Here is a 25,962-nt window from a genome sequence, read left to right as displayed (position 1 = left end):
CAGACCAGGGCATGACGCCGGCGCCCATAGCCACCACATAGAGTCGTACCGTGGATAGAAGGCACGCGATATACGAATGGTTCCGGATCAACCGCTTCAAGGTAGATATGGCGGCAACGTGCCTGCTGGTCCTGTTGTTCGGACCTGTCTATCTCGTGGCCGACCGCCCCTTGCTCTTTTTCATCTCCTGCGGCCTGCTGTTGCCTCTTGCGTGGCGACGCACGCGCCCCGTGGTCGCGGCCGCCGTCGTGGTTTTCGTGTGCCTGATCCAGTGGGCGGTGGGCGCAGAACCGGTGGCTGGCCAAATCGCGGTTCCGCTGGTCATCTACGCCACGGCGGCCTATGGACCTGCATGGGCGAGCCGGACGGTCCTGTTGCTTGGTTTGCTGGGCGGCGTCATGCTCACCACGCGCGAATACTCAAGCCCCGCGGAGTCCGGCATCATGGGCCTCACCATCGGGGCCCTCTACACAGTCCTTATCTGGATGCTGGTGCTGGTCAGTTGGACGCTCGGCGACCTTACCCGCGTACGTCGGCTCCAGCTCCAGGCCCTTGAGGACCGGACCCGCCGCCTTGAAATCGAACAGCAACAGGAGCGCCAGCTGGCCGCCGCTGATGAACGCTCGCATATCGCGCGGGAAATGCACGACATCGTGGCGCATTCGCTGTCTGTCATCATCACCCAGGCCGATGGTGCCCGGTACGCCGCCGCCGCAAAGCCGGAACTGGCCACCGAAGCGCTGGCCACCATCGCAGCGACGGGCCGTGATTCCCTCGGTGAGATGCGAAGGCTGCTCGGCGTGCTGCGCTCGGGTGAGGATGCGCCGACCAAGCCTCAACCGAGACTTTCCGATCTCGATGAACTGCTTCTGGGTTTCCGCGCTGCCAGGCTGCAGATCTCCTTCGAACAGCTTGGCATGGCTCGCCGGGCGCTTCCGGCCGGGGCCGAACTCACTGCCTACCGGATCATCCAGGAAGCGCTCACCAACGTCATGAAGCACGCGGGACCCCATGCCAGAGCGAGTGTGACGCTCACGTGGCAGAGTCGCGGTTTAGAGCTGAACGTCATCGACGACGGGCGGGGCGCCGCCGCTGATCCGCCCACCTCGGGTGGGGGAAACGGCCTCCGGGGCATGGCCGAGCGCATCTCGCTCTACGATGGTTCCTTGACCGCAGGCCCTTTGCAGGGCGGCGGTTTCCGTGTGTCCGCTTTCATTCCCTATTCGGAGGCCTAAGCCATGCCTGAACTCGCCGCACCCATCCGGGTGGCGCTCGTCGATGACCAGCAATTGGTCCGCTCCGGGTTCGGCATGCTGATCAATTCACAGCCCGATCTCCAGGTGGTGGCAGAGGCAGGCAACGGAATCGAGGCAGTCCAGGCCCTCAGCGCCACCACGGCCGATGTGGTCCTGATGGATGTACGCATGCCAGGTATGGACGGCATCGAAGCCACCAGGCGCATTTTGGAACAGGCGGCCACCCAGCCCTCGGGCTCCCAGCGGGCGGAGGTCAAAATCGTGGTCCTCACCACCTTCGACCTCGACGAATATGCTTTGGCTGCAATCCAGGCCGGCGCCAGCGGATTCCTGCTCAAAGACGCTCCGCCAGAGGAACTCCTGGAGGCCATCCGGACCGTCTACCGTGGCGACGCAGTCATTGCCCCATCCACTACACGGAGATTGCTGGAGCATGTGGCTCCGCTGCTCAGAAAGCAGACATCGGAACAAAGCGGGCACGCCGCCGCGGTCGAACGCCTCACCGCCCGTGAACGGGAGGTCTTCCAGCTGATCGCCCAGGGCCAGTCGAATCCGGAGATAGCCGCAGGGCTGTTTCTGTCAGAGGCCACGGTGAAGACCCACGTCGGCCACATTCTGGCCAAGCTTGGAGCCCGGGACCGCGTGCAGGTGGTGGTCATCGCCTATGAGACAGGCGTGGTCGCCCCAGGAAGCTAGCGCGTTACGTTAAGCGCCGGTCTCAGACCACGGTATGAGCTGACCTTGCCCGGAATGGGTCCCTGGCCGGATCCAGCGGCGCATTCCTGGCACATAGCGTGAAATCATGACAACTTTCACGCCTCTCCCCCACCCGACAGGTAACGGCCGTCCCGCTGAATCCGAAGCAGCCTGGCCACGCACAGTGGTTGAAGCTTTCGCGCTGACAAAGGGCTATGGACGCGGCGATACACGTGTCATGGCCCTGAACGAGGTATCCGTGGGCTTCGACGCCGGCAAATTCACCGCAATCATGGGACCTTCCGGATCGGGCAAATCCACGCTCATGCATTGCCTCGCCGGCCTTGATACGGCGGACTCCGGACGGATCGTCCTGGGTGGCACAGAGCTCACCGGGCTCAACGACCGCCAGCTCACCGCCCTTCGACGCGAGCGCATTGGCTTCGTGTTCCAGGCCTTCAATCTGGTGCCCACACTTACAGCGGTGCAGAACATCACGCTGCCGCTCGCTTTGGCGGGAACAACCGCCGACGCCGGGTGGCTTAATACCGTAGTGAGCACCCTCGGGTTGAAGGACCGGTTGAAGCACCGACCACACGAGTTGTCCGGCGGACAGCAGCAGCGTGTGGCCGTAGCCCGAGCGCTACTGACGCGTCCCGACGTCGTGTTTGGCGACGAGCCGACCGGCAATCTGGACTCCAGAGCCGGCGGCGAAGTGCTTGCGCTCCTGCGTCGCAGCAGCCAGGAGATGGGCCAGACCATCATCATGGTGACCCATGACCCCGTCGCCGCAAGCTATGCCGACCGCGTGGTGCTGATGAGCGACGGTGGCCTGGTAGGCGAGATCCAGGAGCCCACAGCGGAATCAGTTTTGACGGCTCTCGGAAAGCTCGGGGCTTAAAGCATGTTGCGCGTAGCTCTCTCCCAATTGACGACGCACTTCCGGCGATTCGTCGCAATCGGGCTCGCCGTGATGCTGTCCGTTATGTTCCTCTCCGCCACGCTGATGGTGGGCGCGAGCACCAATGCTTCACTTGGCGCCAGTATCGGCGAGGCCTACCGGAACGCGGATCTTATTGCGGCATCCAAGAATGGTGAGGCCTTCAGCCAGGCCGCGGTGGATGCCGCGACGTCCGCGCCGGCAGTCAAGGACCACTACGCCGAGCGATCCACCTACGTGACGTTTGTGGCCGGTGGTGGTGAGCAGCAGGGCAGGCTCCGAAATGTGGCGCCGTCATCCCTGGAGGGCGCAGTCTTGTCCTCAGGTTCCATGCCGTCGCAGCCCTTCGAAGCCGTCGTCGACGTCAAGACCGCAGAGCATCTCGGACTCACCGTTGGAAGTTCGCTTGAGCTGCACGGTGCCGGACCCGTCAAGTACGCCAAGGTGAAAGTTATCGGCCTGATTCAGGCCACGAATGATCCCTTCTCGTCCTCGGCGGCCCAGCTTGTCGCTTCAGAGTCTGTCCTGAATGCGTTGCAAGATGCCGGAGCAGGATATTCGGGACTGCAATTCACCCTCCAACCCGGCGAAGAGGTCTCCGCAGCGAAGGAGTACATCGCGCACCGCATGGAAGCGGCAGGTGCCGATGCTCCCATCCTGGAAACCGCGCAGGAGAAGGTCACATCCACGGTCGCCATGCTGAGCGCCGGTCAGGACCAACTCACAGTGGTACTGCTCGCCTTTGCCGGCGTCGCTATCCTCGTCTCCACTCTGGTGGTGGCCAATACGTTCTCCGTGCTGGTAGCCCAGCGAACAAGGGAACTGGCGCTTCTTCGGTGCCTCGGCGCGGGACGGTCACAGATCCGCAGATCGGTCATGCTGGAGGCACTGGTGGTTGGATTCATTTCCTCCGTGCTGGGCCTGGTTGCCGCAACCGGCCTCATGTACGGGCTCATCGCCTGGGCGAAGACACAGCCTGGGCAGGCTTTTGCCACCCTGGCCGTACCGCCGTCGGCAATCATCGCCGGCCTTGTCGCCGGAACGCTGCTGACAGTCATTGCAGCCCTAGTCCCCGCCAAAGCTGCTACCGCGGTCGCTCCCCTTGCTGCCCTAAGACCTGCCGATGACGCTGCTGTTCGCAACCGGCGCGGCAAGGTCCGCTTGGTTCTGGGCCTGGTGGCACTCCTCGGCGGCGCGTCACTGCTGATTTTCGGCAGCACCACCGTCTCGCTGCTGATTGCCTTGCTCGGCGGAGCCCTCTCCTTTGTGGGGATCCTGCTGTGCTCAACCCTGTTCATTCCCACGGTAGTGGCCTTGGCTGGTCGCTTGGCCGCACCTGTGGGTGTTCCGGGGAAGCTGGCTGCAGTCAACGCCACGCGCAATCCCGCCCGTACGTCGGCTACCGCCGCGGCCTTGCTGATTGGCGTCACTCTGGTGTCCCTGATGATGACCGGCGCCGCAACCTCACGGCAAGCTTTCGACGATACCCTCGCAGAGAACTATCCGGTGGACCTTGCAGCGATGACCGCGCCTGGTGCCATCGGCTCCGGCGATGCCGCTGTCTCCCGTATCAAGGCAATCGACGGCGTGGATACCGCAATCCTGCTCCCGGCTGTCGGTACCCTTGCCGAGGCCACGCCTGATGGCGGAAATACCGTCTATTCACTTTCCGCAGCCGATGCCGCATATGTGCTGCGGGACAGCACATTGCAGCCAGGCCCCGGTGCCGTCTACCTGCCTGAGGACTCCACAGGCGGAGCCGCAAAGATCTCGACGGCGGCCGGTCCCGTATCGCTGGATGCCAAAGTCCTGCGGACGCGTCATATTCCACCCTTCGTTGAGAAGTCCAGTCTTGCTTCCACACCGCTACCGGAAATGCCCGGCATGGTGTGGGTGAAACTGGACGACTCGGTATCGGCTGACCGTGTCCAGGCCATTCAAAAGGAAGTGGCCGCAGCCTTGGGCATGCAGGAACGCACTGTCAGCGGAGCTGCAATCGAGCGCGTGACCTTTAACAGCATCATCGACGTCCTGTTGCTGGTGGTCACAGGCTTGCTGGGCGTGGCAGTGGTGATTGCCCTGATCGGTGTGGCGAACACATTGTCCCTCTCCGTCCTTGAACGAACGCGGGAGAACTCCTTGCTGAGGGCACTGGGCTTGACGAAGGGTCAACTCCGGGGAATGCTCGCGATCGAGGCCGTGCTCGTAGCCGGCGTGGCCGCAGTCCTCGGTGCAGGCATCGGCATCGTCTATGGTTGGCTCGGCGCCCAAGCCGCTCTTGGTGGTGTGGCTGATGTTGTTCCGGCGGTTCCGTGGCTGCAGCTCGCAACGGTATTCGGCGTGGCTGTGGTGGCGGGTTTGCTGGCCTCCGTGATTCCTGCCCATCGTGCAGCGCGGCTGTCCCCTGTGGAGGGTCTGGCCACGGCCTGATCGCTCTCCCACATCGACCTGCCATATGAGAAATGCTCTCTCACTTCCTGCCCCTGAACGGGAGGATGTGAGAGAGCGTTTCTGTTTTAGGGCAGTTATGTGCGAGAGGGAATGGTGCCTACGCTTCCGCCGGTTCCTCGTAGCGCGGGAAGATCGGCGCCGGAGCCGGAAGTTCAGTTCCCGGAACGATCGGCGTGGCGATGGCAGCAAACTGCCTGGCATCGCCTTCGGCCTGTCCGAGCACCTCAAGGAGCTTGGCGGACGAGGAAGGCATCACCGGCTGGGCGAGGATCGCCACGATGCGGACAACTTCCAGGGTGACGTACAGCACGGTATTCATCCGCTCGACGTCGGTCTTCCGTAGCACCCACGGGGCCTGGTCGGCGAAGTAGGCGTTGGTGTCGCCCAGCACTGTCCAGATAGCCTCCAGGGCGCGGCTGAATTCCTGCTTGTCAAAGGCGCCCCGGGCGGTAGCCAGCAATTCTCCGGCCTTGGCGAGCAAGGCATTGTCCTCGGCCGTGAACTCTCCGGGGACGGGAACCTTGCCTTCACAGTTCTTCGCGACCATGGACAAGGAACGCTGGGCAAGATTGCCGAAGTTGTTGGCCAGGTCCGAATTCATGCGGCCGACGATTGCCTCATGGTTGTAGCTGCCATCGGCGCCAAAGGGGACTTCCCGGAGGAAGAAGAACCGGCACTGGTCCAGCCCGTACTGCGCCACGAAGTCCTGTGGGGCGACAACATTGCCCAAGGACTTGGACATCTTCACGCCGTTGTTGGTCAGGAAGCCGTGGATCATGACGCGCTTGGGCAATGCGAGCCCTGCGCTCATCAGGAATGCCGGCCAGTAGATCGCATGGAAGCGGGAAATGTCCTTGCCGATAACGTGGACATCGGCTGGCCAGAATTTCCTGAAGGACTCGGACTCGACGTCCGGGTATCCGGCACCGGTGAGGTAATTCGTCAAGGCATCCACCCAGACGTACATGACGTGCTTCTCATCGCCCGGAACAGGGACACCCCAGTCGAAGGTGGTACGGCTGATGGAGAGATCCTCAAGTCCGCGCTTCACAAAGCTGATGACCTCGTTGAACCGGGACTGCGGCGCACCAAACTCAGGCTGTGCCTCATAGAGGGCCAGGAGCTTCTCCTGGTAAGCGGACAAGCGGAAGAAGTAGCTCTCCTCAGCTGTCCACGTGACGAGGGTATCCGTCTCTTTCGAGTAGCGGAGGCCGTCTTCCTTGACGACGGTATCGTCCTCAACGTAATACGCTTCGTCGCGGACCGAGTACCAGCCCTCGTACTTGGACAGGTAAATGTCACCGTTCGCTTCCATCTTCTTCCAGATGGCTTGCGACGCCGTGTAGTGGTCCGGGTCCGTGGTGCGGATGAAACGGTCATGGGAGATTCCCAGGTCCTGGCTCATCTGTTTGAACGCCGCCGAGTTGCGATCCGCGAGCTGCTTGGCCGTAATGCCTTCCTTCTCGGCCGACTGCTGCATCTTGAGCCCGTGCTCGTCCGTGCCGGTCATGAAAAACACCTCATGGCCGTCGAGGCGCTTGAAGCGCGCCATGGCATCAGTCGCGATGACCTCGTAGGCGTGTCCGATGTGCGGCACGCCATTGGGGTAGCTGATAGCGGTGGTGATGTAGAACGGGGATTTCTCTGCAGACGTCACTCTAAGAAGTTACCTTTTTTTCGGATGGAATGACTGGACCGGCCGCAAATGACGGCCGGTCCGGTCTGTGCCGGATATCCCGGCGAAGGAGCAGTCTTGCGGACTAGTTCAGTTCGGTCAGCGTATCGCTGAGCCGGACCAGTTCGTGGTCGTGTGAAGCCACGAGCACAGCGATGCCATCACTCGTGGTGTCCTTCAGGATGCCGATGATGCGGTTGGCTGCAGCACGGTCCAGGCTGGCAGTGGGCTCATCCACCACCAGTACGCGGGTGCCCAGGATCAGGGCCCTCGCGATTGCCACACGCTGGCGCTCACCGCCGGAAAGCTGGGCGGGACGGTGCCGCATGCGGCGTCCGAGGCCCACCAGGTCCAGGAGGTCCTTGGCCATCTCCGTGCGCTGTTCCACTTCTCCATCCGGCACGGCGGGCAGCAGCACGTTCTCGAGGGCGCTCATGCCGTCGATCAAGGCGCCGCCCTGATCGACGTAGCCAATCAAGGCACGGCGCCGGTCAGCGATCTCGTCGTCGCCCATGGACGCCAGGGACTGGCCTTCCCAAAACACGGTGCCCGACGTCGGCAGGGTCAGCCCGGCGCTGACGGTCAGGATACTGGTCTTGCCGGAGCCGCTTCGGCCGGCGATGCAATGCATCTCGCCCGCGTGCAGGGTGAGGTTGAAGTCATCCACGACGTCGACTTCCTCGGCGCCGCCCTTGTCTCCGCCGTAGTGGATGGTGACGCGGCTGAGCTCCAAGGGTGTGGCGTGGTCGGATGCCCGGATGATGGTGTTGGCACGTGTCTGCAGCGACTCGTCCGTGGATTCCGGGGTCGCCGTCAGCTCGGGGTTGAGGTTGTCAGTCATTTGACTACTTTCGTTGCAATCGGAATCCAGCAAATTACGGCCAGCAGCCCGGCCAGTCCGGCCCAGAGTGCTGCGTACGGAGCAAGGAGCAGCCCCAGTCCAAGGGCACCAAGGACGCCCAAGGGAAGCGCGACGGTGCCGACAAGTGCATTTTCAAAGAAGCGGACCTGGCCCAGCATGTCCGGGTTCCAGCCCATGGCACGCAAAGTGCCCAGATACTCGCGCTTGGCGTGGAGCTCGAACCGCCCGGTCACGAGTGTGAGCAGTAGACCCACAACCACGCCGAACACAGCGAGGATCACGCTTGGCAAGGCGATGCTCGCCGCGGCCAGCCCACTCAAGGCACTGGCTCCTGCTGCCCGGGGGATGTCGATCAACAGTGCGATCAAGGCCCCCACTGCGGCACCGAAGACGCCTACGGCCACGGCCAGCGAGACAGAGTTGAACCGGTTGGTAGTGAGCTGCCTGTTGGCGAACGTCAAGGGCGAATCAACAGTGACGAGGCGTTCATCATGCTGGGGTTCCTGGTCTACCTCCACGCGGTGACGCAGCTGCTGGGCAGCCAGCAACGCAGCGCCCACGTAGATGATGAGCATGGTCACTGAGACGATCACAGTGGCAAGGTTCCAACTGAGCAGGCTCAAAATGATCCCTGCCGCGGCCAAGGCAGCCGCGCCCACAGCGAACTCCTCGAGCACCCAGGACCTGACGCGCTTCTGCGTCCAGCCCATTGCCCTCAGGATGCCTGCTTCGCTCCGGCGCTGCCGGATGTAGCTGACGGTCGAGGCACCAGTCAGGAGCGTGGCTCCAAGAAGCGTCAGGAAGAGCAGGGTGATGTTTGTCCCTGTCAGCGAACCCGAAACGGCGTCAGCCGCGTCCTGCCGAACCCAGGACTGCTGGACTGTGCCCAGCGGAGATTCCTTGCCGGCGTCGTCCTTGCTGTACCCGGGGACGAAGATATTGGCGTCTTCGCGGGCGGAACCCGCCACCACGGTCGCTTCAAGGCCCAGTTCGCGGATCTGGGCAGCCAGCTTTTCAACGTCCGGCTGGGCCTGCTTCCACGTTCCAGTGGCGTTGGCGCGGACACGGATGGCGTCGATGACGTCGGCGTTCGTGTCATAGCCACGGGCTGCTGCCAGGCCGTAATAGTCAGTGATGGCGCCGGCCGACTGGCTGACCAGACCTGTGGCGCTCAGTGATGGCTTCAGGACAGTGCCATTGGCGTCCTTGCCCTCGGCGTCCTTGCTCAATGTCAAGGGAGCCGGGTCGTAGCCGCCCAACGGGAGCTTGTTGACGTCACCGGCTGCGGCCTGAACGTCTGCCGGATCAAACGTGCCGTACACCATCGGCATGGGAGTCGCGGGCTTTTTTCCGGTTTCCAGGTCTTCCCGGTAGGAGCGCTCATCCACAGGCTTGCGCTGGGTCTGGTCCACGGCTGCGCCGAAGGACGACTTTTCCGGAAGGCGGTTGACTGTGACCCAGTCCCCCGGCGTAGCAGTCTTCTCCGAAGCACCATTGGAGGCTTCGTCGCCCTCCTTGTACTTCGGGGCTGCAGCAAAAGCAGTGCTCCAGGTCGCCGGGTTGTAAAGCCCCTGGCTGAAGGAGGCAGTACTGCCCAGGAGCTGGCTGTGGTCAGTTGACCCCGGCCATTCAAGGGCAAATGGGGCCTTGGAAACGAACGGCAGGTAATCCTTGTCCAGGGACCGCGTTACAGTGCCGACATCCTTGACTACTTTGCCGTTGTTGTCGATTTCCTCGATCTTGACCGAGTACTTCAAATCCAGGGACGTTCCCGAGCGAACAATCAGCGGAATGGCCTGGGAATCATCGGTCAGCAGTCCGTCACGCTTTGCCTGCTGGTACTGCGTCATCAAGGGGGCCCAGTACTTCAGCTTCACACCCAGGAAATCGGGTCCTTCTTCAAGCTGGTTCATGCTGAGGCCGCTGGTGAAGAGACTTTCGAAATGCCGGCCAATAGCGCCTGCATTGCGGGCGTCCGCCGGCGGAGCCTTCTCCAGGGGTGCAAGGAAATCACCTGCGGAGCCCAACAGCGCCCTCTCGGAGGCAGGATCGACGGCGACGACGGACTCAGTCACCTCCGGCGCCAGTGGAAGCGCCACCGAAAGATTGAAGAGGTTGTGCTCCGAGCCGAGTGCTGGAGCGGGGAACTTAATCCCGGTCTCGCCGTCGGGACCTGCGATCCGGACATTCGAACCACCGGCAGCCTGTTCCTGGATCAGACGGCCCTTGCCCAGGGTCCCTTCAGCGCTCGTCTTGAAAAGGGTTTGCTGGTTGACGCCATCGGAGCTTGTGGCGGAGGCCGTCAGCCGGTACTTCTTGGGTGTGTCGGACAAAACGGATTCAGCTGCAGGCCACTTGGTGGAGTCCATGGCCGAGGGGTCCCCTGCGGTTATGCCACCGGCAAGGCCGGCGTTGTACCCCAGGTAGTCCATGGCATTGAGGCGCGGAGCCTCGAGGTTCTGCGAAACCCGCGAAACGAGGCTGATGGGTGCAGCGACTGCCGTCTGGCCCATGGTGCGGATTTTCTCCAGCTGCTCAAAGCTGATGCCGCCCTGCCCGTTGGCGATTTCCGGCTGGATCAGTGCACCGCCGTCCCCGTCCTGTGAGGGGTCCGGCTTTGCCTGGACCAGGATGTCGTAGAGTCCCCGCGAGTTCTCATCCACAGTCCTGTTCAGAGCGGCCTGTGACTGGCTCTGGACTAGGACGGACAAGCACATCGCGACGATCAAAATGGCCGCGGTCAGCAGCAGCACACGGCTTCTGATGAACCTTTGGACGGCGTTCATTGGGCTCCCTGAGACCTTGATTGCGGGCGCGCACACATGCTCCGTGAATCCTTGAAAAACACAAAGGAATTCCGGGCTTTATGTGCAAAAAGTAGTGGCCGGCCTGCTGCCGGGTCCGAATCCCGGACCAAGCCATTGTAAGCAGACCGACCACCGTTGCGTGTCAGTGGTGTGTCCCCGGCACGCGAACTTGGCTGATGAGGAGCAGTCCTAGTCCTCCAGGTCCACCTCGCGGACCATGTCGGCGCCAATGCCCGCCTTGATGGCTTCCAGTACCTGCTGCGGAACAGAACTGTCGATGGTCAGGAGCGCAAGCACCTGGCCCCCCTCGGTCTGCCGTGCAACCTGCATGCCGCCGATATTGATGTTGTTCATGCCCAGGATGTGGCCGATGGTGCCAATGACACCGGGACGGTCCGCGTAGGCCACCACCACCAAGTGCTCACTGATGGGAATTTCCACGTCATAGCCGTTGACGCCAACGAGCTTCTCCACTTGCTTGGGTCCGGTCAGGGTACCGGCAACGGAGATCTGGGAACCGTCGCTGAGCGCACCACGGATCGTGAGGACGTTGCGGTAGTCCTCGGCGTCCGGGGTGGTGATCAGGCGGGTATTAATTCCGCGCTGCTCTGCGATGACAGGTGCGTTGACGTAGGAGACCTGCTCCGTGACGACATCGGCGAAGACGCCCTTCAAGGCAGCGAGCTCAAGCACCTTGACGTCCAGTGCGGCAATCTCGCCGGCAACCTCGACGTCGATCTGGGTCAGCGACGCATGGGTCAGCGCCGTGAAGATCCGGCCGAGCTTTTCGATCAGCGGGATGCCCGGGCGGATGTCCGGAGCGATCACACCGCCTGCGACGTTCACGGCATCCGGCACAAGCTCGCCGGCAAGGGCAAGGCGTACGGACTTGGCCACCGAGACACCGGCCTTTTCCTGGGCCTCGTCCGTGGATGCGCCCAGGTGCGGGGTGACCACCACGTTGTCCAGTTCGAAGAAAGGCAGATCCGTGCTGGGTTCCTTGACGAAGACATCCACGCCGGCACCGGCAATCTGGCCTTCTTTCAGGGCGATGTAGAGGGCTTCCTCATCTACCAGCCCGCCACGTGCCACGTTGATGACGTAGGCCGTTTCCTTCATCTTGCGGAAGGCGTCGGCGCCAAGCATGCCCACCGTCTCGGGCGTCTTGGGCATGTGAATGGTGATGAAGTCGGAGTTTTCCAGGAGTTCATCCAGGGTGACCAGCTTGACCCCGAGCTGTGCGGCACGAGCGGCCGTGATGTAGGGGTCGTACGCCAGGATCTCGGTTTCGAACCCCTGAAGGCGGGCTGCCACGAGGGCGCCGATACGGCCGAGGCCGATGATGCCGATCTTCTTCTCGAAGAGTTCGATGCCAGTGTACTTGGAACGCTTCCACTCACCGTTCTTCAGCGCGGAGCTCGCCTGGGGAATGTGGCGGGCGAGGCTCAGGATGTGGCCGACCGTCAACTCGGCTGCTGAAACGATGTTGGACGTCGGTGCGTTGACGACCATGACACCGGCCTGCGTTGCGGACTTGATGTCCACGTTGTCCAGTCCCACGCCGGCCCGGGCGATGACCTTAAGGTTCTTCGCAGCGGCAATGGCTTCGGCATCAACCTGGGTAGCCGAGCGAACCAGGATTGCGTCGACGTCGGCGATGGCGGACAGCAGCTGGGAACGGTCGGCGCCGTCGGTTTGGCGGATTTCAAAGTCCGGGCCCAATGCCTCGACGGTGGCGGGTGAAAGTTCCTCAGCGAGGAGGACGACGGGTTTGGTGGCTGACACGGGGTGGCACCTTACTTTGGACAACTTTGGGACAGTACTGGACAAGGAGCGGATGCGGGGCCCGGACACGACGCCGGGACCAGCCCAGAATATCGAACCTGGACAGGGATTCCGGTGCCGGTGAACGATGTTACGGCCCGGTTGAGGTTGTTGTGAAGAATTTCACAGGACGCTGTGTTGGGGGGAGCGGCTGCGAAACAGCGACGCCCGCCCGGCTTTGTTCGCCGGACGGGCGTCGGTTTCAGTGCCTAAGGCACTGGGCAAAACGTCAGCGGGCTGCGGAGCCTTCAACGTAGTCCTGGTCCTGCTGCTGCCAGGAGAACAAGGAACGCAGCTCGCGGCCAACCTCTTCGATCGGGTGCTGCTCTGCCTTGGCACGCAGTTCCTTGAACTCGACGGCGCCGTTGTCCTGGTCCTCGATGAAGCGCTTGGCGAAGGCACCACTCTGGATGTCCGCGAGGACAGCCTTCATGTTTTCCTTCACCTCGGGAGTGATGACGCGGGGGCCGGAAACGTAGTCGCCGTACTCTGCGGTATCGGAGACGCTCCAGCGCTGCTTGGCGATGCCACCTTCCCACATGAGGTCAACGATGAGCTTGAGCTCGTGAAGGACCTCGAAGTAGGCGATCTGCGGCTGGTAGCCGGCTTCGGTGAGGGTTTCGAAGCCGTACTGGACCAGCTGGGAAACGCCGCCACAAAGGACGGACTGCTCGCCGAAGAGGTCCGTTTCGGTTTCTTCGGTGAAGGTGGTCTTGATGACACCGGCGCGGGTGCCACCGATGGCCTTGGCGTAGGACTTGGCCAGCTCCCACGCGGAACCGGATGCGTCCTGCTCAACAGCGATGATGTCCGGGATGCCGCGGCCGGCTTCGAACTCGCGGCGCACGGTGTGGCCCGGAGCCTTCGGAGCGATCAGGATGACGTCGACGCCTGCAGGGGGCTCGATGTAGCCGAAGCGGATGTTGAAGCCGTGGGCGAAGGCGAGTGCCTTGCCTTCGGTCAGCTTGTCCTTGATGGAGTCGTTGTAGATCGAGCGCTGGTGCTGGTCCGGCGCGAGGATCATGATGACGTCGGCCCATTCAGCGGCGTCGGCAACGTTCTTGACCGTGAAGCCGGCGTCCTCTGCCTTGGCGGTCGACTTCGACCCTTCCTTCAGCGCGATAACAACCTCGACGCCGGAATCGCGCAGGTTCAGTGCGTGCGCGTGGCCCTGGGAACCGTAGCCGACGATGGCAACCTTGCGGCCCTGGATGATCGACAGGTCTGCGTCGTCGTCGTAGAACATTTCAGTCACTTGCGTAACTCCTCTTGAGTGGTTTCTGGATATTGATGTGGTGCTGCGGTACTGGACGCAACGCTCGGCATGGCATGCTAACGCGGCCTATGCCTGTTTCCTACGCGGAGCGGAGCGCCCTGTCACTCATGGAGCGGGATCCCCGTCCAACGGCCAGGGTGCCGGACTGCACGATTTCACGGATGCCGAACGGCTCGAGCACTGAAAGCAGTGCAGCGAGCTTCTCGGGGGTACCGGTTGCCTCGATCACCAACGAGTCTGTAGACACGTCGACGACGGCGGCACGGAACAGGTCTGCAGCTTGGGTGACCTGCAGGCGTGTCGCGGCATCCGCACGTACCTTGACCAGGATGTGGTCGCGTTGTACGGAAGATTCGGAAGTCAGCTCAACGATCTTGATCACGTTGATCAACTTGTTGAGCTGCTTGGTGACCTGCTCGATGAGGTCGCCGTCGGCATCGACGACCACCGTCATGCGGGACATGCCGGGAACCTCGGTGGGTCCCACAGCCAGTGAATTGATGTTGAACGCGCGCCGGGCGAAGAGGCTGGCTACGCGGGTCAGCACGCCGGGCTTGTCTTCGACCAGAACGGACAGTGTGTGGCGGCTCATGCCTAGTCCTCCTCTTCCCATTCCGGGGTCATATTGCGGGCAACCTGGATCTGGTCATTGCTGACGCCTGCCGGCACCATCGGCCACACCATCGAGTTGGGGCTGACGACAAAGTCGATCACGACGGGGCGGTCGTTGATTTCGAGTGCCTTCTGGATGGTGGCATCGATGTCTTCGTCCCGCTCACAACGCAGTGCGGCACAACCATAGGCGTCCGCCAGCTTGACGAAGTCCGGAATGCGGACGGTGTCGTGGCCGGTGTTCAGATCCGTGTTCGAGTAACGGCCTTCGTAGAACAGTGTCTGCCATTGGCGGACCATGCCCAGCGAGGAGTTGTTGATAATGGCGACCTTGATCGGGATGTTGTTGATGGCGCAGGTGGCCAGTTCCTGATTGGTCATCTGGAAGCAGCCGTCGCCGTCAATGGCCCAGACCACGCGGTCCGGTTCGCCAACCTTGGCACCCATTGCTGCCGGAACCGAGTATCCCATGGTTCCGGCTCCACCGGAGTTCAGCCAGGCGTGGGGGCGCTCGTACTTGATGAACTGCGCAGCCCACATCTGGTGCTGGCCAACGCCGGCCACGTAGATACCTTCCGGACCTGTGAGCTCGCCGATGCGCTTGATCACGCGCTGCGGTGCCGTCAGCCCGTCCTCGGGCTCAGTCCAACCCAAGGGGTAGGTGTCGCGCAGGTTGCCCAGGAACGCCCACCATGCGTCCAGGTCCGGTGCACCGCTCTGCTCGAACTGCGTCTTCACGGCTTCGGTCAGTTCCGGAATGATCTCCTTCACCGAACCGACAATCGGGACATCGGCCGTCCGGTTCTTGGAGATTTCCGCCGGATCGATGTCCGCGTGGATCACCTTGGCAAAAGGAGCAAAGGTCTTCAACACACCAGTGACGCGGTCATCGAACCTGGCACCGAGGGTGATGAGGAGGTCAGCCTGCTGCAGGGCGGTGACCGCAGATACCGAACCGTGCATTCCCGGCATTCCAACATGGAGGGGATGCGAGTCCGGGAAGGCTCCGCGGGCCATCAGCGTAGTGACTACCGGCGCTCCGGTTGCAAGTGCCAATTCCATGAGTTCCGCAGAAGCGTGTCCCTTGACCACACCGCCGCCCACGTAGAGAACAGGCTTGCGGGAGGCGGCGATCAGCTTGGCAGCTTCGCGGACCTGCTTGCTGTGACCACGGACCACAGGACGATAGCCCGGCAAGTCAACCTTCGGCGGCCACGAGAAGGTCATCTGGCCTACCTGGGCATCCTTGGCAATGTCAACCAGGACGGGTCCCGGGCGGCCGGTCGAAGCAAGATGGAAGGCTTCGGCCATGACATGCGGGATGTCGTTGGGGTCGGTTACCAGGAAGGAGTGCTTGGTGATGGGCATGGTGATGCCCACGATGTCCGCTTCCTGGAACGCGTCCGTACCAATGACGCCACTGGCGACCTGGCCGGTAATGGCTACCATCGGCACGGAGTCCATGTGGGCGTCCATGATGGCGGTAACGAGGTTGGTGGCACCGGGTCCCGAGGTGGCGATGCAAACGCCAACCCGTCCGGTAACCATGGCGTAGCCTTGCGCGGCGTGGCCGGCTCCCTGTTCGTGACGGACCAGGATGTGATTCATGCTGGAGGCCATCAAGGGGTCGTAGGTGGGCAGGATCGCGCCACCGGGCAAACCGAAAATATCGTCCACGCCGAGTTCTTCGAGCGAACGGACAATTGCTTGCGAGCCGGTCATCACCGTTGGGGGTACAACGTTGTTCGGCCCAAGTACAGGAGAGAGAGGTGCAGCAGTGTCGACGACGACGGCCTCAGCCGTACGGTCGACTTTATCCGGAGCCTTTGGGGCTCCAGCGGACTTTGCAGCCATCAGCGAGGGGCTGATCGGCGATCCTTTGCTCATCGGACTCTTCCTTAGTGGATCTTCAATTGATGGGTCTTGCTTCGGGGAATAAAAAAACCCCTCAGCCTTCCGGCTTTTCGAGGGGTTGCGCGTGACAGTTCGTTACCAGTCGGGCTAAGCCACGCGCTTGGTAAGTACGACGACGCCGACGGTAACGAATGAGATCATGCGTTCAGTGTTCCCTCTAAGTGAGATACGTGTCAATTGACCACTATCGTATCTCACCATATGGACAGTGGTGTCCGCCTGCCGGACTCCCCCACCCAAAGGCCGGGGAGTCCGGTCAAGCATCAGCCGCAGTAAGCGCCGGTCGAGGCGCTGTGGACCAACTTTGCGTACTTGGCCAATACACCCTTCGTGAACTTCGCCGGCAGGGGCTCCCAGCCAACCTTGCGGGCTTCAAGCTCAGCTTCATCCACCAGGAGGTCGAATGAACGTGCCGCGATGTCCACACGAATGCGGTCGCCGTCCTGGACGAAGGCGATCGGACCGCCGTCCACCGCTTCAGGCGCTACGTGTCCAATGCACAAACCGGTGGTACCGCCGGAGAAGCGGCCATCGGTCAGCAGCAGCACATCCTTGCCCAGTCCGGCGCCCTTGATGGCGCCGGTGATCGCAAGCATTTCGCGCATGCCCGGACCACCCTTGGGTCCTTCATAGCGAATGACCACGACGTCGCCCTTGTGGATCTCACCATTGTCCAGTGCGTTAAGGGCCCCTTGCTCGCGCTCGAAGACGCGGGCCGTGCCCTCGAAGACGTCGGCGTCGAAGCCGGCACTCTTCACCACAGCCCCTTCCGGAGCCATGGTGCCGTGCAGGATGGTGATGCCACCGGTCTTGTGGATGGGGTTGTCCAGCGCCCGAAGGATTTTGCCGTCAAGATCCGGCGGGTTGATCGAGGCAAGGTTCTCGGCGAGCGTCTTGCCTGTGACGGTAAGGCAGTCACCGTGCAGCAGCCCGGCGTCCAGAAGCGCTTTCATGATGACCGGCACGCCGCCGATCTTGTCCACGTCAGTCATGACGTAGCGGCCGAAGGGCTTCAGGTCACCGAGGTGCGGGATTTTGTCGCCAATGCGGTTGAAGTCATCCAGGGTCAGTTCAACCTCGGCTTCGCGCGCAATGGCGAGCAAGTGCAGGACTGCGTTGGTGGATCCGCCGAACGCCATGGTGACCGCGATGGCATTTTCGAATGCCTTCTTGGTCATGATGTCGCGGGCGGTGATTCCGAGGCGAAGCAGGTTCACCACGGCTTCGCCGGACTTGCGTGCAAAGTCATCGCGACGGCGGTCTGCCGAGGGCGGAGCGGCGGAACCCGGGAGGGACATGCCCAGCGCCTCGCCAATGCAGGCCATGGTGTTGGCCGTGTACATACCGCCACAGGCGCCTTCGCCGGGACAAATGGCTTTTTCGATGCGGGTGAGGTCCTCCATGCTCATCTTGCCTGCTGCACAGGCGCCGACAGCCTCGAAGGCATCAATGAGCGTGACTTCCTTCTCCGAGCCGTCCTCGAGCTTGACCCATCCGGGCATGATCGATCCGGCGTAGAGGAAGACGGAGGCAAGGTCCAGCCGGGCCGCAGCCATGAGCATGCCTGGAAGGGACTTGTCGCAACCAGCCAGGAGAACCGAGCCATCGATGCGCTCGGCCTGCATCACGGTTTCGACAGAGTCCGCGATGACCTCGCGGGAAACGAGCGAGAAGTGCATGCCCTCGTGGCCCATGGAAATACCGTCCGAGACGGAGATGGTGCCGAACTGCATAGGGAATCCACCACCGGCGTGGACGCCTTCCTTGGCGCCCTGCGCAAGACGGTTGAGGGAAAGGTTGCAGGGGGTAATTTCATTCCACGAACTGGCGACGCCAATTTGCGGTTTGGCGAAGTCGTCATCCCCCATCCCCACCGCACGGAACATGCCACGCGCGGGCGCGGCGTGAATTCCGTCGGTTACGACCCTGCTGCGGGGCTTGATGTCCGGTTTGGTATCTGTCGCATTTTGGGTGGCGTCGCTCATGGTCCAAAGTCTATGTGTCAGCGGCAGCAGCCCACGACGTAATCGAGCCGGGTTAAGCACGAAGAGAAGAATATTTCCTCGTCGCCGGCGAAAATCCCGCCATTTCCGTGAAGTCGCCAACTGCATCACAACCAGGGTTGGACGGCCCCTAACGCTGGACACCCCATTTGCAGCCACGTAACGTCGGAAATACCACTAACTGCACCCTGTGAGCAGAAGGGCCTCACCATGGACTGGTTGATTTGGGTCATTGTTATTGTGCTGATCGTCGCGATTGTTTGGTGGCTCCTGAGCCGCAACAACGCCAGGAATTCCTCAACTGCACCATTGGGCACTGCCTCTGGCACCGGGGCTCCCGGGCGGCCGGGCACTGCCGCACCCGCTGCCATGGAACCCAGCGACACGATGTCGATGCCCGATACAGCCGCGGCGGTGGCTGGCGTAGCGGGCCTGGCTGGGGTTACGAATATGGGGAAGGCAGCCTCTGAGGGCAGCGGCCCCGTCGAATCCAGTATGGAATCGCGCGTCGAAACCGAAGCTGCCGGTGGACCGCCGGTGGACGAACCTGTCATTGAAACGCCCGAGGTCGACGAACCAGTGGTCGATGAACCAGTGGTGGACACGGATGCGCAGGTCACTGCCGGGGATGTGGATGACTGGGAGGCTGCCGGAACGCCGGCTTCTGCACCCACGGCGGCCGAGCCCGCAGTTTCCGAGCCCGCAGTTTCCGAGCCTGCAGTGGCGGAGCCCGTAGTTTCCAAACCAGCAGTTTCTGAATCCGCTGAGGGAGTGACCGCGGATGACGTTACGCGCGCCGATGACTCGCCCAAAGTGGACGAGTCAGCAGCCAACGCCGCAGATAAGGCTGAGTGGGAATCCTCGTGGACGGATGCAAGCGGCACTGCCGTCCACCATCACGAATACACGGATCAACACTCGGCCACGCTGGCAGGGGCGGAAACCGCGGCAGCTGAAACGGACGATGACGATTCAACGACACCAACGGGCCATCTCGCCGCCGAGCATCCATATGGGGTTGGCTCAGCAGGAGCCGCGGCAGACGGCAGTGGCCCCGAGGGCTACCCGGTGAAGGCGGACGCTTCGACCATGACCTATCACGATGAAGATACCGCCGGCTACGCCGAAGCCACCGCGGATGTGTGGTTTGAATCGGCTGCGCACGCGGAAGCGGCCGGCTTCCGCCCTCCTCCACGGAACAGGCACTGAACAGAACAGGCAGGTTGATGCCCGCCCGGACCGCAGTCCTGCTTCCGGCCGCTTTTTTACTGGCGGCCCTGCTGTCAGCTTGCACGGGTAGTCCGTCGTCGCCAGGTTCGGCCGCCACGCCTGACGGCTCCATCATTTCCAGCGTCCCCGTGTCGCCAGGAAAGGGCACTGCAACTGAGTCAGCGCCACCTGCTGTTCCACAAAAACTGGAGGTACAGCAAAAGCTCGACGCCGGCCTGCAGCTGCCGTGGTCCGTCGTCTTCCTGCCGGACGGCACAGCCATCGTGTCCGAGCGCGATTCGGCCCAGGTCAAAAGCATTCGTGACGGCCGGACAACGACCATCGGCGAGGTTGACGGCGTCGAACCTGGTGGTGAAGGTGGGCTTCTGGGCCTTGCCCTGTCTCCTGCCTTCGCCAATGACCGTTGGCTTTACGCCTATTTCACGTCAGCAACCGACAACCGGATCGCCAGAATGCGCTTGTCGGAAGAGCCCGGAGGCACTTTGAGGCTTGGCGGCCCTGAGGTGGTCTTTTCCGGCATATCCAAGGCTTCAACCCATAACGGCGGCCGGATCCGTTTTGGCCCTGACGGATTCTTGTATGTGGGCACCGGCGATTCACAGCGCCGGGAACAGCCACAGGATACACACGCCTTGGGCGGAAAGATCCTGCGGCTGACTGCCGAAGGACGCCCCGCTCCGGGCAACCCGTTCGGTGAGAACCCCGTCTATAGCTATGGACACCGGAATGTTCAGGGTTTGGCGTGGGACAGCGAAGGAAGGTTGTGGGCCAGCGAGTTTGGTCCGGACGTGGACGACGAACTGAACCTGATTACCCCTGGTGGCAACTATGGCTGGCCAACAGTGACAGGAGCCCCGGGCCGCAGCGGGTTCGTTGATGCCAAGGTTGTTTGGCCTTCAACCTCTGAGGCATCGCCCAGCGGATTGGAAATTGCCGACGGCGTGGCCTACACCGGAGCCCTTCGTGGCCAGCGGCTTTGGGCCATCCCGCTGAACGGCGACAAGGCGGGTTCGCCTGTGGCTTACTTCACAGGCGAGTATGGTCGACTGAGGGACGTCGCCAAGGCTCCCGACGGGACGTTGTGGGTCCTCAGCAACAACAGAAACCCTGATTTTGCGCTGATTTTGAGGCCCTCTTCGTGAACCTACAACCCTTGGCGCCGCCGATTTCCCTCATCCGCCGAAGTCGTGTAGAGTTACATGTCGTTGCGGAGATCGCCGAGGGAACAAAAGCCCCCGGGTTGGTCGAAATCGACAGCTGCACCTCTAGCTCAACTGGCAGAGCAATTGACTCTTAATCAATGGGTTCCGGGTTCGAGTCCCGGGGGGTGCACCAAGGAAAGGCCTTGGAGTGATATTCACTCCAAGGCCTTTTTTCGTTGCCTTCTTGCGGTCGAACACTACTCTTCGTGGAATGCATCACGTTGAGATAATTCTGGTTAGCGGCCGTCGAAAAGTGGTGTAGAGTTATCTGTCGTTGCGGGCGTCAATGGAGAATATGGCTCCTTCGTATTGACCGAAACAATAGCTGCACCTCTAGCTCAACTGGCAGAGCAATTGACTCTTAATCAATGGGTTCCGGGTTCGAGTCCCGGGGGGTGCACAGAATAGGAAAGGCTCCGGATCGTTGCTACGATCCGGAGCCTTTCCTGCTTACTGAGGCCTTTCCTGCTTTCCCACGCCGGGAAATTCTTTCACCGGCGAGGGTAAGGGAATAAGTCAGCCCGTTCGGGCGGCTCGGCCTCAAACCTGCGGGTTGATGTCCCCCGCCGTGCGGTCAAGCGCGGGCATTCCGGCAAGTCCCCGGACCACGATCTTGAGTTCGTCGCGCAGCCGGGCGGTGTCGACCTCAACCAGGGCGAGCACGTCCTGCTCAAGCCGCACTGCTTCGGCCAAAGCAGAGGAGCCGGCGTCCGTGAGCGTCACAACGTGACTGCGGCGATCCGAGTCGCTGCGCTGACGACTGACATGCCCGTGCAGCTCAAGCCTTGCAAGAGTGGTGCCCATGGTCTGCGCCTTGACCCTGGCAACTTCAGCCAAAGCCGCCTGCGTAATGGGCCCTTTCGCAGCAAGGACTTCCATGGCGATCACGCCGGCATGCGTCAGTCCGATGTTCTTCAATTTTTCATTCCATGAGATTTCCACGAGTCGCGCAGCCGTTGAAAGCAATCGCGTGGTGGGCCATCTCTCCATATCTGGCATGCCGACAGTATATGCGCGTGGAAGCTGTTGCCGTTGCTTCTGGCCACTAAGCTGGGGAGTCGCGAACGTTAGCAAGGAGCAAATTATGGCGGAACGTCTTATTCCCGGTGATGTAGCCCCGGACTTCACACTTCAAGACCAAGATGGCAACGACGTCAGTCTTTCGGACTTCCGTGGACGGAAGGTCATTGTCTACTTTTATCCGGCAGCATCTACGCCCGGCTGCACCAAGGAGGCCTGTGATTTCCGGGACAACCTCGCGTCCCTCCAGACTTCGGGTTATGAAGTAGTGGGAGTCTCTCCAGATTCCGTGAAAGCACTGGCCAAGTTCGCAGGGGAAGAACAGCTGACGTTCCGTATACTCTCGGACGCAGAGCATTCGGTAGCCGAGGCCTATGGCGCCTGGGGCGAGAAAAAGAACTATGGCCGCACCTACATGGGCCTGATCCGTTCCACGATCGTGGTGGACCCGGACGGAAAGGTCAACCTGGCACAGTACAACGTTAGAGCCACGGGCCACGTCGCCAAGCTCCGCCGCGACCTCAAACTCGACAAGTAGCGGGTACACTGGAGGCCGGAAGAAGGCTCCGGTCAGCCCATAGGGCAGTCCAGCGGCCAGCCAGCGCGAGTGGTGAAATTGGCAGACACGCAGGATTTAGGTTCCTGTGCCTTCGGGCGTGGGGGTTCAAGTCCCCCCTTGCGCACAGCAGTTGGAACAACACGTCAGTTGGAGCAACACGAAGCAACACGGCAGCAACACAGTGGTGAAAAACCACGGATTCTTCAAACACCCCCGGTTCGTTGAGCACTTCATTCGGACCGGGGGTGTTCTTTCCTCAAGCAGACGGGGACCATGCCTCGCAACGCGCCTGAACCGGCAACCGGGGCGTTCAACTAGACTGGAATGCGGTCTGGCCGAAGCCGGCCACAGCACTTCCGACCGGCTTGAGGGGACAAGAGTGGCAAGCAGCAAGATAGGGCGGCTGGGAATACTGTGCACGGCAGTCCTCGTGATTTTGGGACTGTCATCATGTACCGGGACGCCGGGGCCCACAGCGTCGTCATCGGCAAGCAGCACAGCAGTTACGGAGCCGACGGCTACCTTTAATTTCGGTACAGCATCCATGCCGTTGGGCCTCGACCCGGCAATGACAGCAGATTCGGAGTCGTACCGCGTGACCCGCCAGGTCCTTGAGGGGCTTGTAGGCGTGGACGGCACCACCGGGCAGACTACCCCCCTGCTCGCCACGGAATGGAAAGACAGCAACAACGGGCTGAGCTACGACTTCAAGCTCCGTGAAAAAGTGACCTTCCATGATGGAACGCCGTTCGATGCCGCCGCAGTTTGTGCCAACTTCAACCGCTGGTTTACGTTTCCCGCCGACCTGAGGAAACAAGCGCCCGGGATCTCCTTCCAAAGTGTTTTCAAGGCCTATTCGGACGAGCCAGTGTTTTCGATCTTCAAGGACTGCAAGGTTGTTTCCGCCAGCAACGTCCAGATCAACCTCACCCGACCCTTCACAGGTTTCCTGCAGGCACTGACGCTGCCTGCCTTTGCGATATCCTCCCCCACCGCCCTGGAAGGGCAGAAGGCCAACGTCCTGGACAAGGTGCAAAATGGCCAGGCAGTGTCCGCCTACGCCAGCCATCCGGTGGGGACAGGTCCTTACGCATTCACTGCCTGGGACGAACACAAGATCACGTTGGCCAGCTATAAGGGCTACTGGGGCAACAGGGGCCAAATCGGCGTTATCAATTTCATTCCTTACGACCACGCCGAAACGCGCCAGCAAGCGCTCCTGGACGGCAAGATCGACGCCTACGATCTGGTGACGTCCGGCACCTTTGATCAACTGGTCAAAAAGGGCGTCCAGATCATCCAGCGTGACCCTTTCTCAGTGATGTACCTCGGCATGAACCAAGCGGTTGCACCCTTGGACAAGCTGGAGGTCCGCCAAGCCATCGAGATGGCTATTGACAAGGAATCGCTCATCCGCAGGTTCTTCATCGACAACACGGCGCAAGCTTCACAATTTGTTCCCCCGAAGCTCAGTGGTTTCAACAACAATGCCCCGTCGTTGGGATACAACCCGGAGAAGGCGAAGGATCTGCTGGAGAAGGCCGGCTACAAAGGCGAGGAACTGAAGTTCTATTACCCGCTGAACGCCACGCGGGCCTACATGCCCACGCCAGAGAAGATCTACGCCGAGATCAGCCGCCAGCTGGTTGCGGTAGGCATCAACATCAAACCGGTTCCCGTGGACTGGGAGGATGGCTACCTCCAAAAGGTGCAGTCCCCTGGCGATCACGCCCTGCACCTCCTGGGCTGGAATGGCTCCTATGCGGATGCTGACAACTTCCTGGGTCCGCTTTTCGGAGAAGCCAGGGGTGAGTTCGGATATGCGGATTCGGAAGTTTTCCACAAGATCGAGCGGGCCCGCGCCCTGCCCGACGGCGATGACCGCAACACCCTGTACCAGTCCATCAATGCCGAGATAGCGGCGTCGGTACCGGCCGTGCCCATAGCCTTCCCTATCTCTGCGCTGGCCCTGTCCGACAAGGTGGAAAGCTATCCCGCTTCACCTGTCCTCAACGAAGTTTTCACAAACGTCCGCTTAAAGCCTTGACGATTCCCTGTAATTTCAGTATTGCGTCTGCCCGGGGATATTCTGTGACAGCCAGTGCCGCCGCTAACGGAGATTGATCGTGACCTTCATTTCCAAGACTCAACATGCCGACGTCGTCCTTATTGGCGGCGGAATCATGAGTGCCACCCTTGGTGCGTTCATCAAGCAACTCGAACCCACCTGGACCATCTCCCTCTTTGAACGACTCGACGAAGCGGGACTCGAAAGCTCCGGACCATGGAACAACGCCGGCACCGGACATGCTGCGCTGTGTGAGCTTAACTACTCCCCCGCGGCCAAGGACGGCTCCGTGGATCCTTCCAAGGCCATCCACATCAATGAGCAGTTCCAACTTTCGCGCCAGTTCTGGTCCCATCTGGTGGACAGCAATGTCATTGGCTCCCCCAAGGGCTTCATCAACACTGTTCCGCACATGAGCTTCGTCATCGGGGACGATCACGCGAACTTCCTGAAGACCCGGTACGAGGCCCTCAAGCCCAACACGCTGTTCCGCAGCATGGAATACACCGAAGACCAGGACAAGATCGCCAAGTGGGCGCCCCTCATCGTCAAGGGCCGGGAACGCAAGCAGCGTGTTGCCGCCACCCGCGCGGCGGAAGGCACCGACGTCGATTTCGGCGCGCTGACCCGTGAGCTGACAGGCTACCTGCGGGACACCGGCGCCGAGGTCAACTTTGGTCACGATGTCACCAACATTAATCGTGCATCAGGCGGCGGATGGGACCTTTCCCTCAAGCACCCCAAATCAGGTGAGCACGGCCGCATCCACGCCAAGTTCGTCTTCGTGGGCGCCGGCGGTGGAGCACTCCACCTGCTGCAGGCCTCGGGCATTCCGGAAAGCAAGGGTTATGGCGGATTCCCCGTCTCCGGCCAGTTCTTCCGCTGCACAGACGAAGCCATCACCTCACAACACAGCGCCAAGGTCTACGGCCAGGCATCTGTTGGCGCTCCACCCATGTCCGTCCCCCATCTGGATACCCGGTTTGTTGAGGGCAAGCGTTCCCTCCTCTTTGGGCCGTACGCTGGTTTCTCCACGAACTTCCTGAAGACCTCCAGCTACCTTGACCTCCCGCTGTCCATCCGACCGGGGAACATTATTCCGATGCTTGCTGTGGCCAAGGACAATATGGACCTCACGGCGTACCTCATCAAGGAAGTGGCCAAGCGCCACGAGGCCAAGGTCGAATCCCTGCGTGAGTACTATCCCGAGGCCGTTGGCAATGATTGGGAACTGATCACTGCGGGCCAACGCGTCCAGATCATTAAGAAGCACCCGCAAAAGGGCGGCATCCTGCAGTTCGGCACTGAGGTCATCGCGTCCCGCGATGGTTCCATCGGCGCCCTTCTGGGTGCGTCTCCGGGAGCTTCCACTGCTGTTCCGATCATGATTGAACTGCTCCAGAAGACGTTCCCCAAGAACTTCAAGGGTTGGCAGTCCAAGCTCAAGGACATGATGCCGGGCTATGGCGTGAAGCTTAACGAGAACCCTGAGCTTGCCGCAGAGCTTGAGGCAAGCACTGCACAGTCATTGCAACTGGAAGTGGCCAACGCCCTCCAGGGCTAGGCC

18 protein-coding genes and 3 tRNA genes are annotated in these 25,962 nt (G+C 61.5%); 12 read left to right on the top strand and 9 right to left on the bottom strand.

What is annotated here, in order from left to right:
* Positions 1 to 50 precede the first annotated feature (50 nt).
* The 4 genes from AC1DD7_RS12075 to AC1DD7_RS12060 all read left to right on the top strand — a co-directional run bounded on the left by AC1DD7_RS12075 (position 51) and on the right by AC1DD7_RS12060 (position 5,322).
* On the top strand, positions 51 to 1,235 hold the full coding sequence (locus tag AC1DD7_RS12075) for a sensor histidine kinase (protein ID WP_477515138.1): 1,185 nt from the start codon (positions 51 to 53) through the stop codon (positions 1,233 to 1,235).
* Positions 1,236 to 1,238: 3 nt separating this feature from the next.
* Positions 1,239 to 1,952: a response regulator gene (locus AC1DD7_RS12070; protein ID WP_477515137.1), complete on the top strand. Its 714-nt coding sequence runs from the start codon at positions 1,239 to 1,241 to the stop codon at positions 1,950 to 1,952.
* 106 nt (positions 1,953 to 2,058) lie between these two features.
* On the top strand, positions 2,059 to 2,853 hold the full coding sequence (locus AC1DD7_RS12065; RefSeq protein ID WP_477515136.1) for an ABC transporter ATP-binding protein: 795 nt from the start codon (positions 2,059 to 2,061) through the stop codon (positions 2,851 to 2,853).
* 3 nt (positions 2,854 to 2,856) lie between these two features.
* Positions 2,857 to 5,322, top strand: a complete 2,466-nt coding sequence (locus AC1DD7_RS12060) for an ABC transporter permease (protein ID WP_477515135.1) — start codon at positions 2,857 to 2,859, stop codon at positions 5,320 to 5,322.
* A gap of 118 nt (positions 5,323 to 5,440) precedes the next feature.
* Here AC1DD7_RS12060 and metG read toward each other — a convergent pair whose 3' ends face one another.
* The 8 genes from metG to ilvD form a co-directional block, all read right to left on the bottom strand.
* Positions 5,441 to 7,000 carry a methionine--tRNA ligase gene (gene metG / locus AC1DD7_RS12055; RefSeq protein WP_477515134.1) on the bottom strand — a complete coding sequence of 520 codons (1,560 nt, stop codon included), beginning with the start codon at positions 6,998 to 7,000 and terminating at the stop codon, positions 5,441 to 5,443.
* Positions 7,001 to 7,103: 103 nt separating this feature from the next.
* On the bottom strand, positions 7,104 to 7,859 hold the full coding sequence (locus AC1DD7_RS12050) for an ABC transporter ATP-binding protein (RefSeq protein ID WP_431115569.1): 756 nt from the start codon (positions 7,857 to 7,859) through the stop codon (positions 7,104 to 7,106).
* Complete coding sequence (locus tag AC1DD7_RS12045) at positions 7,856 to 10,666, bottom strand: FtsX-like permease family protein (RefSeq protein ID WP_431115570.1); 2,811 nt, start codon at positions 10,664 to 10,666, stop codon at positions 7,856 to 7,858. Before AC1DD7_RS12045 ends, AC1DD7_RS12050 begins: the two co-directional genes overlap by 4 nt.
* Positions 10,667 to 10,876: 210 nt before the next feature.
* Positions 10,877 to 12,472 carry a phosphoglycerate dehydrogenase gene (serA, locus tag AC1DD7_RS12040; protein ID WP_216923891.1) on the bottom strand — a complete coding sequence of 532 codons (1,596 nt, stop codon included), beginning with the start codon at positions 12,470 to 12,472 and terminating at the stop codon, positions 10,877 to 10,879.
* 268 nt (positions 12,473 to 12,740) lie between these two features.
* The gene (gene ilvC, locus AC1DD7_RS12035; RefSeq protein WP_263422329.1) at positions 12,741 to 13,766 is read right to left on the bottom strand and encodes a ketol-acid reductoisomerase; all 1,026 of its coding nucleotides are present in this window, start codon (positions 13,764 to 13,766) and stop codon (positions 12,741 to 12,743) included.
* A 100-nt stretch (positions 13,767 to 13,866) separates the two neighbouring features.
* Complete coding sequence (ilvN, locus tag AC1DD7_RS12030) at positions 13,867 to 14,379, bottom strand: acetolactate synthase small subunit (RefSeq protein WP_216923893.1); 513 nt, start codon at positions 14,377 to 14,379, stop codon at positions 13,867 to 13,869.
* Positions 14,380 to 14,381: 2 nt separating this feature from the next.
* Positions 14,382 to 16,286 (bottom strand): acetolactate synthase large subunit, encoded by a 1,905-nt coding sequence (locus tag AC1DD7_RS12025; RefSeq protein WP_477515133.1) that lies wholly within the window; start codon positions 16,284 to 16,286, stop codon positions 14,382 to 14,384.
* A gap of 290 nt (positions 16,287 to 16,576) precedes the next feature.
* Positions 16,577 to 18,298: a dihydroxy-acid dehydratase gene (ilvD, locus tag AC1DD7_RS12020; protein ID WP_431115572.1), complete on the bottom strand. Its 1,722-nt coding sequence runs from the start codon at positions 18,296 to 18,298 to the stop codon at positions 16,577 to 16,579.
* Positions 18,299 to 18,526: 228 nt separating this feature from the next.
* On the opposite strand from ilvD, the gene AC1DD7_RS12015 reads away from it, so the two are divergent.
* The 4 genes from AC1DD7_RS12015 to AC1DD7_RS12000 all read left to right on the top strand — a co-directional run bounded on the left by AC1DD7_RS12015 (position 18,527) and on the right by AC1DD7_RS12000 (position 21,148).
* The gene (locus AC1DD7_RS12015; protein WP_477515132.1) at positions 18,527 to 19,525 is read left to right on the top strand and encodes a sunset domain-containing protein; all 999 of its coding nucleotides are present in this window, start codon (positions 18,527 to 18,529) and stop codon (positions 19,523 to 19,525) included.
* Positions 19,526 to 19,542: 17 nt separating this feature from the next.
* A complete protein-coding gene (locus AC1DD7_RS12010) occupies positions 19,543 to 20,688 on the top strand; it encodes a PQQ-dependent sugar dehydrogenase (RefSeq protein ID WP_477515131.1) in 1,146 nt (381 codons plus the stop codon).
* A gap of 117 nt (positions 20,689 to 20,805) precedes the next feature.
* Positions 20,806 to 20,881: transfer RNA gene (locus AC1DD7_RS12005), tRNA-Lys, on the top strand.
* A gap of 194 nt (positions 20,882 to 21,075) precedes the next feature.
* Positions 21,076 to 21,148 (top strand) — tRNA-Lys (locus tag AC1DD7_RS12000).
* A gap of 140 nt (positions 21,149 to 21,288) precedes the next feature.
* On the opposite strand, the gene AC1DD7_RS11995 is transcribed toward AC1DD7_RS12000, so the two are convergent.
* A complete protein-coding gene (locus AC1DD7_RS11995; protein ID WP_477515130.1) occupies positions 21,289 to 21,747 on the bottom strand; it encodes a MarR family winged helix-turn-helix transcriptional regulator in 459 nt (152 codons plus the stop codon).
* 85 nt (positions 21,748 to 21,832) lie between these two features.
* Between AC1DD7_RS11995 and bcp the strand changes: the two genes are divergently transcribed.
* From bcp to AC1DD7_RS11975, 4 genes are all read left to right on the top strand, one after another.
* Entirely contained in the window at positions 21,833 to 22,306 is a 474-nt protein-coding gene (bcp, locus tag AC1DD7_RS11990; RefSeq protein WP_477515129.1) for a thioredoxin-dependent thiol peroxidase, read from the top strand.
* A gap of 63 nt (positions 22,307 to 22,369) precedes the next feature.
* A tRNA-Leu gene (locus tag AC1DD7_RS11985) sits at positions 22,370 to 22,451 on the top strand.
* 420 nt (positions 22,452 to 22,871) lie between these two features.
* Positions 22,872 to 24,374, top strand: a complete 1,503-nt coding sequence (locus AC1DD7_RS11980) for an ABC transporter substrate-binding protein (protein WP_477515128.1) — start codon at positions 22,872 to 22,874, stop codon at positions 24,372 to 24,374.
* A gap of 79 nt (positions 24,375 to 24,453) precedes the next feature.
* A complete protein-coding gene (locus AC1DD7_RS11975; protein WP_477515127.1) occupies positions 24,454 to 25,959 on the top strand; it encodes a malate:quinone oxidoreductase in 1,506 nt (501 codons plus the stop codon).
* Positions 25,960 to 25,962 lie beyond the last annotated feature (3 nt).

The organism is Paenarthrobacter sp. 10L412 (assembly GCF_056395565.1).
The sequence above is the reverse complement of the archived record's forward strand: the minus strand, read 5'-3'. Positions and strand labels throughout refer to the sequence as shown.

What these genes read in the sequence shown, in the direction of transcription:
- AC1DD7_RS12070 (WP_477515137.1), top strand. Translation starts at nt 1,239, where the DNA reads ATGCCTGAACTCGCCGCACCCATCCGGGTGGCGCTCGTCGATGACCAG.
- AC1DD7_RS12065 (WP_477515136.1), top strand. Translation starts at nt 2,059, where the DNA reads ATGACAACTTTCACGCCTCTCCCCCACCCGACAGGTAACGGCCGTCCC.
- AC1DD7_RS12060 (WP_477515135.1), top strand. Translation starts at nt 2,857, where the DNA reads ATGTTGCGCGTAGCTCTCTCCCAATTGACGACGCACTTCCGGCGATTC.
- AC1DD7_RS12050 (WP_431115569.1), bottom strand. Translation starts at nt 7,859, where the DNA reads ATGACTGACAACCTCAACCCCGAGCTGACGGCGACCCCGGAATCCACG.
- AC1DD7_RS12045 (WP_431115570.1), bottom strand. Translation starts at nt 10,666, where the DNA reads ATGAACGCCGTCCAAAGGTTCATCAGAAGCCGTGTGCTGCTGCTGACC.
- ilvN (WP_216923893.1), bottom strand. Translation starts at nt 14,379, where the DNA reads ATGAGCCGCCACACACTGTCCGTTCTGGTCGAAGACAAGCCCGGCGTG.
- AC1DD7_RS12025 (WP_477515133.1), bottom strand. Translation starts at nt 16,286, where the DNA reads ATGAGCAAAGGATCGCCGATCAGCCCCTCGCTGATGGCTGCAAAGTCC.
- ilvD (WP_431115572.1), bottom strand. Translation starts at nt 18,298, where the DNA reads ATGAGCGACGCCACCCAAAATGCGACAGATACCAAACCGGACATCAAG.
- AC1DD7_RS12015 (WP_477515132.1), top strand. Translation starts at nt 18,527, where the DNA reads ATGGACTGGTTGATTTGGGTCATTGTTATTGTGCTGATCGTCGCGATT.
- AC1DD7_RS12010 (WP_477515131.1), top strand. Translation starts at nt 19,543, where the DNA reads ATGCCCGCCCGGACCGCAGTCCTGCTTCCGGCCGCTTTTTTACTGGCG.
- AC1DD7_RS11995 (WP_477515130.1), bottom strand. Translation starts at nt 21,747, where the DNA reads ATGCCAGATATGGAGAGATGGCCCACCACGCGATTGCTTTCAACGGCT.
- bcp (WP_477515129.1), top strand. Translation starts at nt 21,833, where the DNA reads ATGGCGGAACGTCTTATTCCCGGTGATGTAGCCCCGGACTTCACACTT.
- AC1DD7_RS11980 (WP_477515128.1), top strand. Translation starts at nt 22,872, where the DNA reads ATGCCGTTGGGCCTCGACCCGGCAATGACAGCAGATTCGGAGTCGTAC.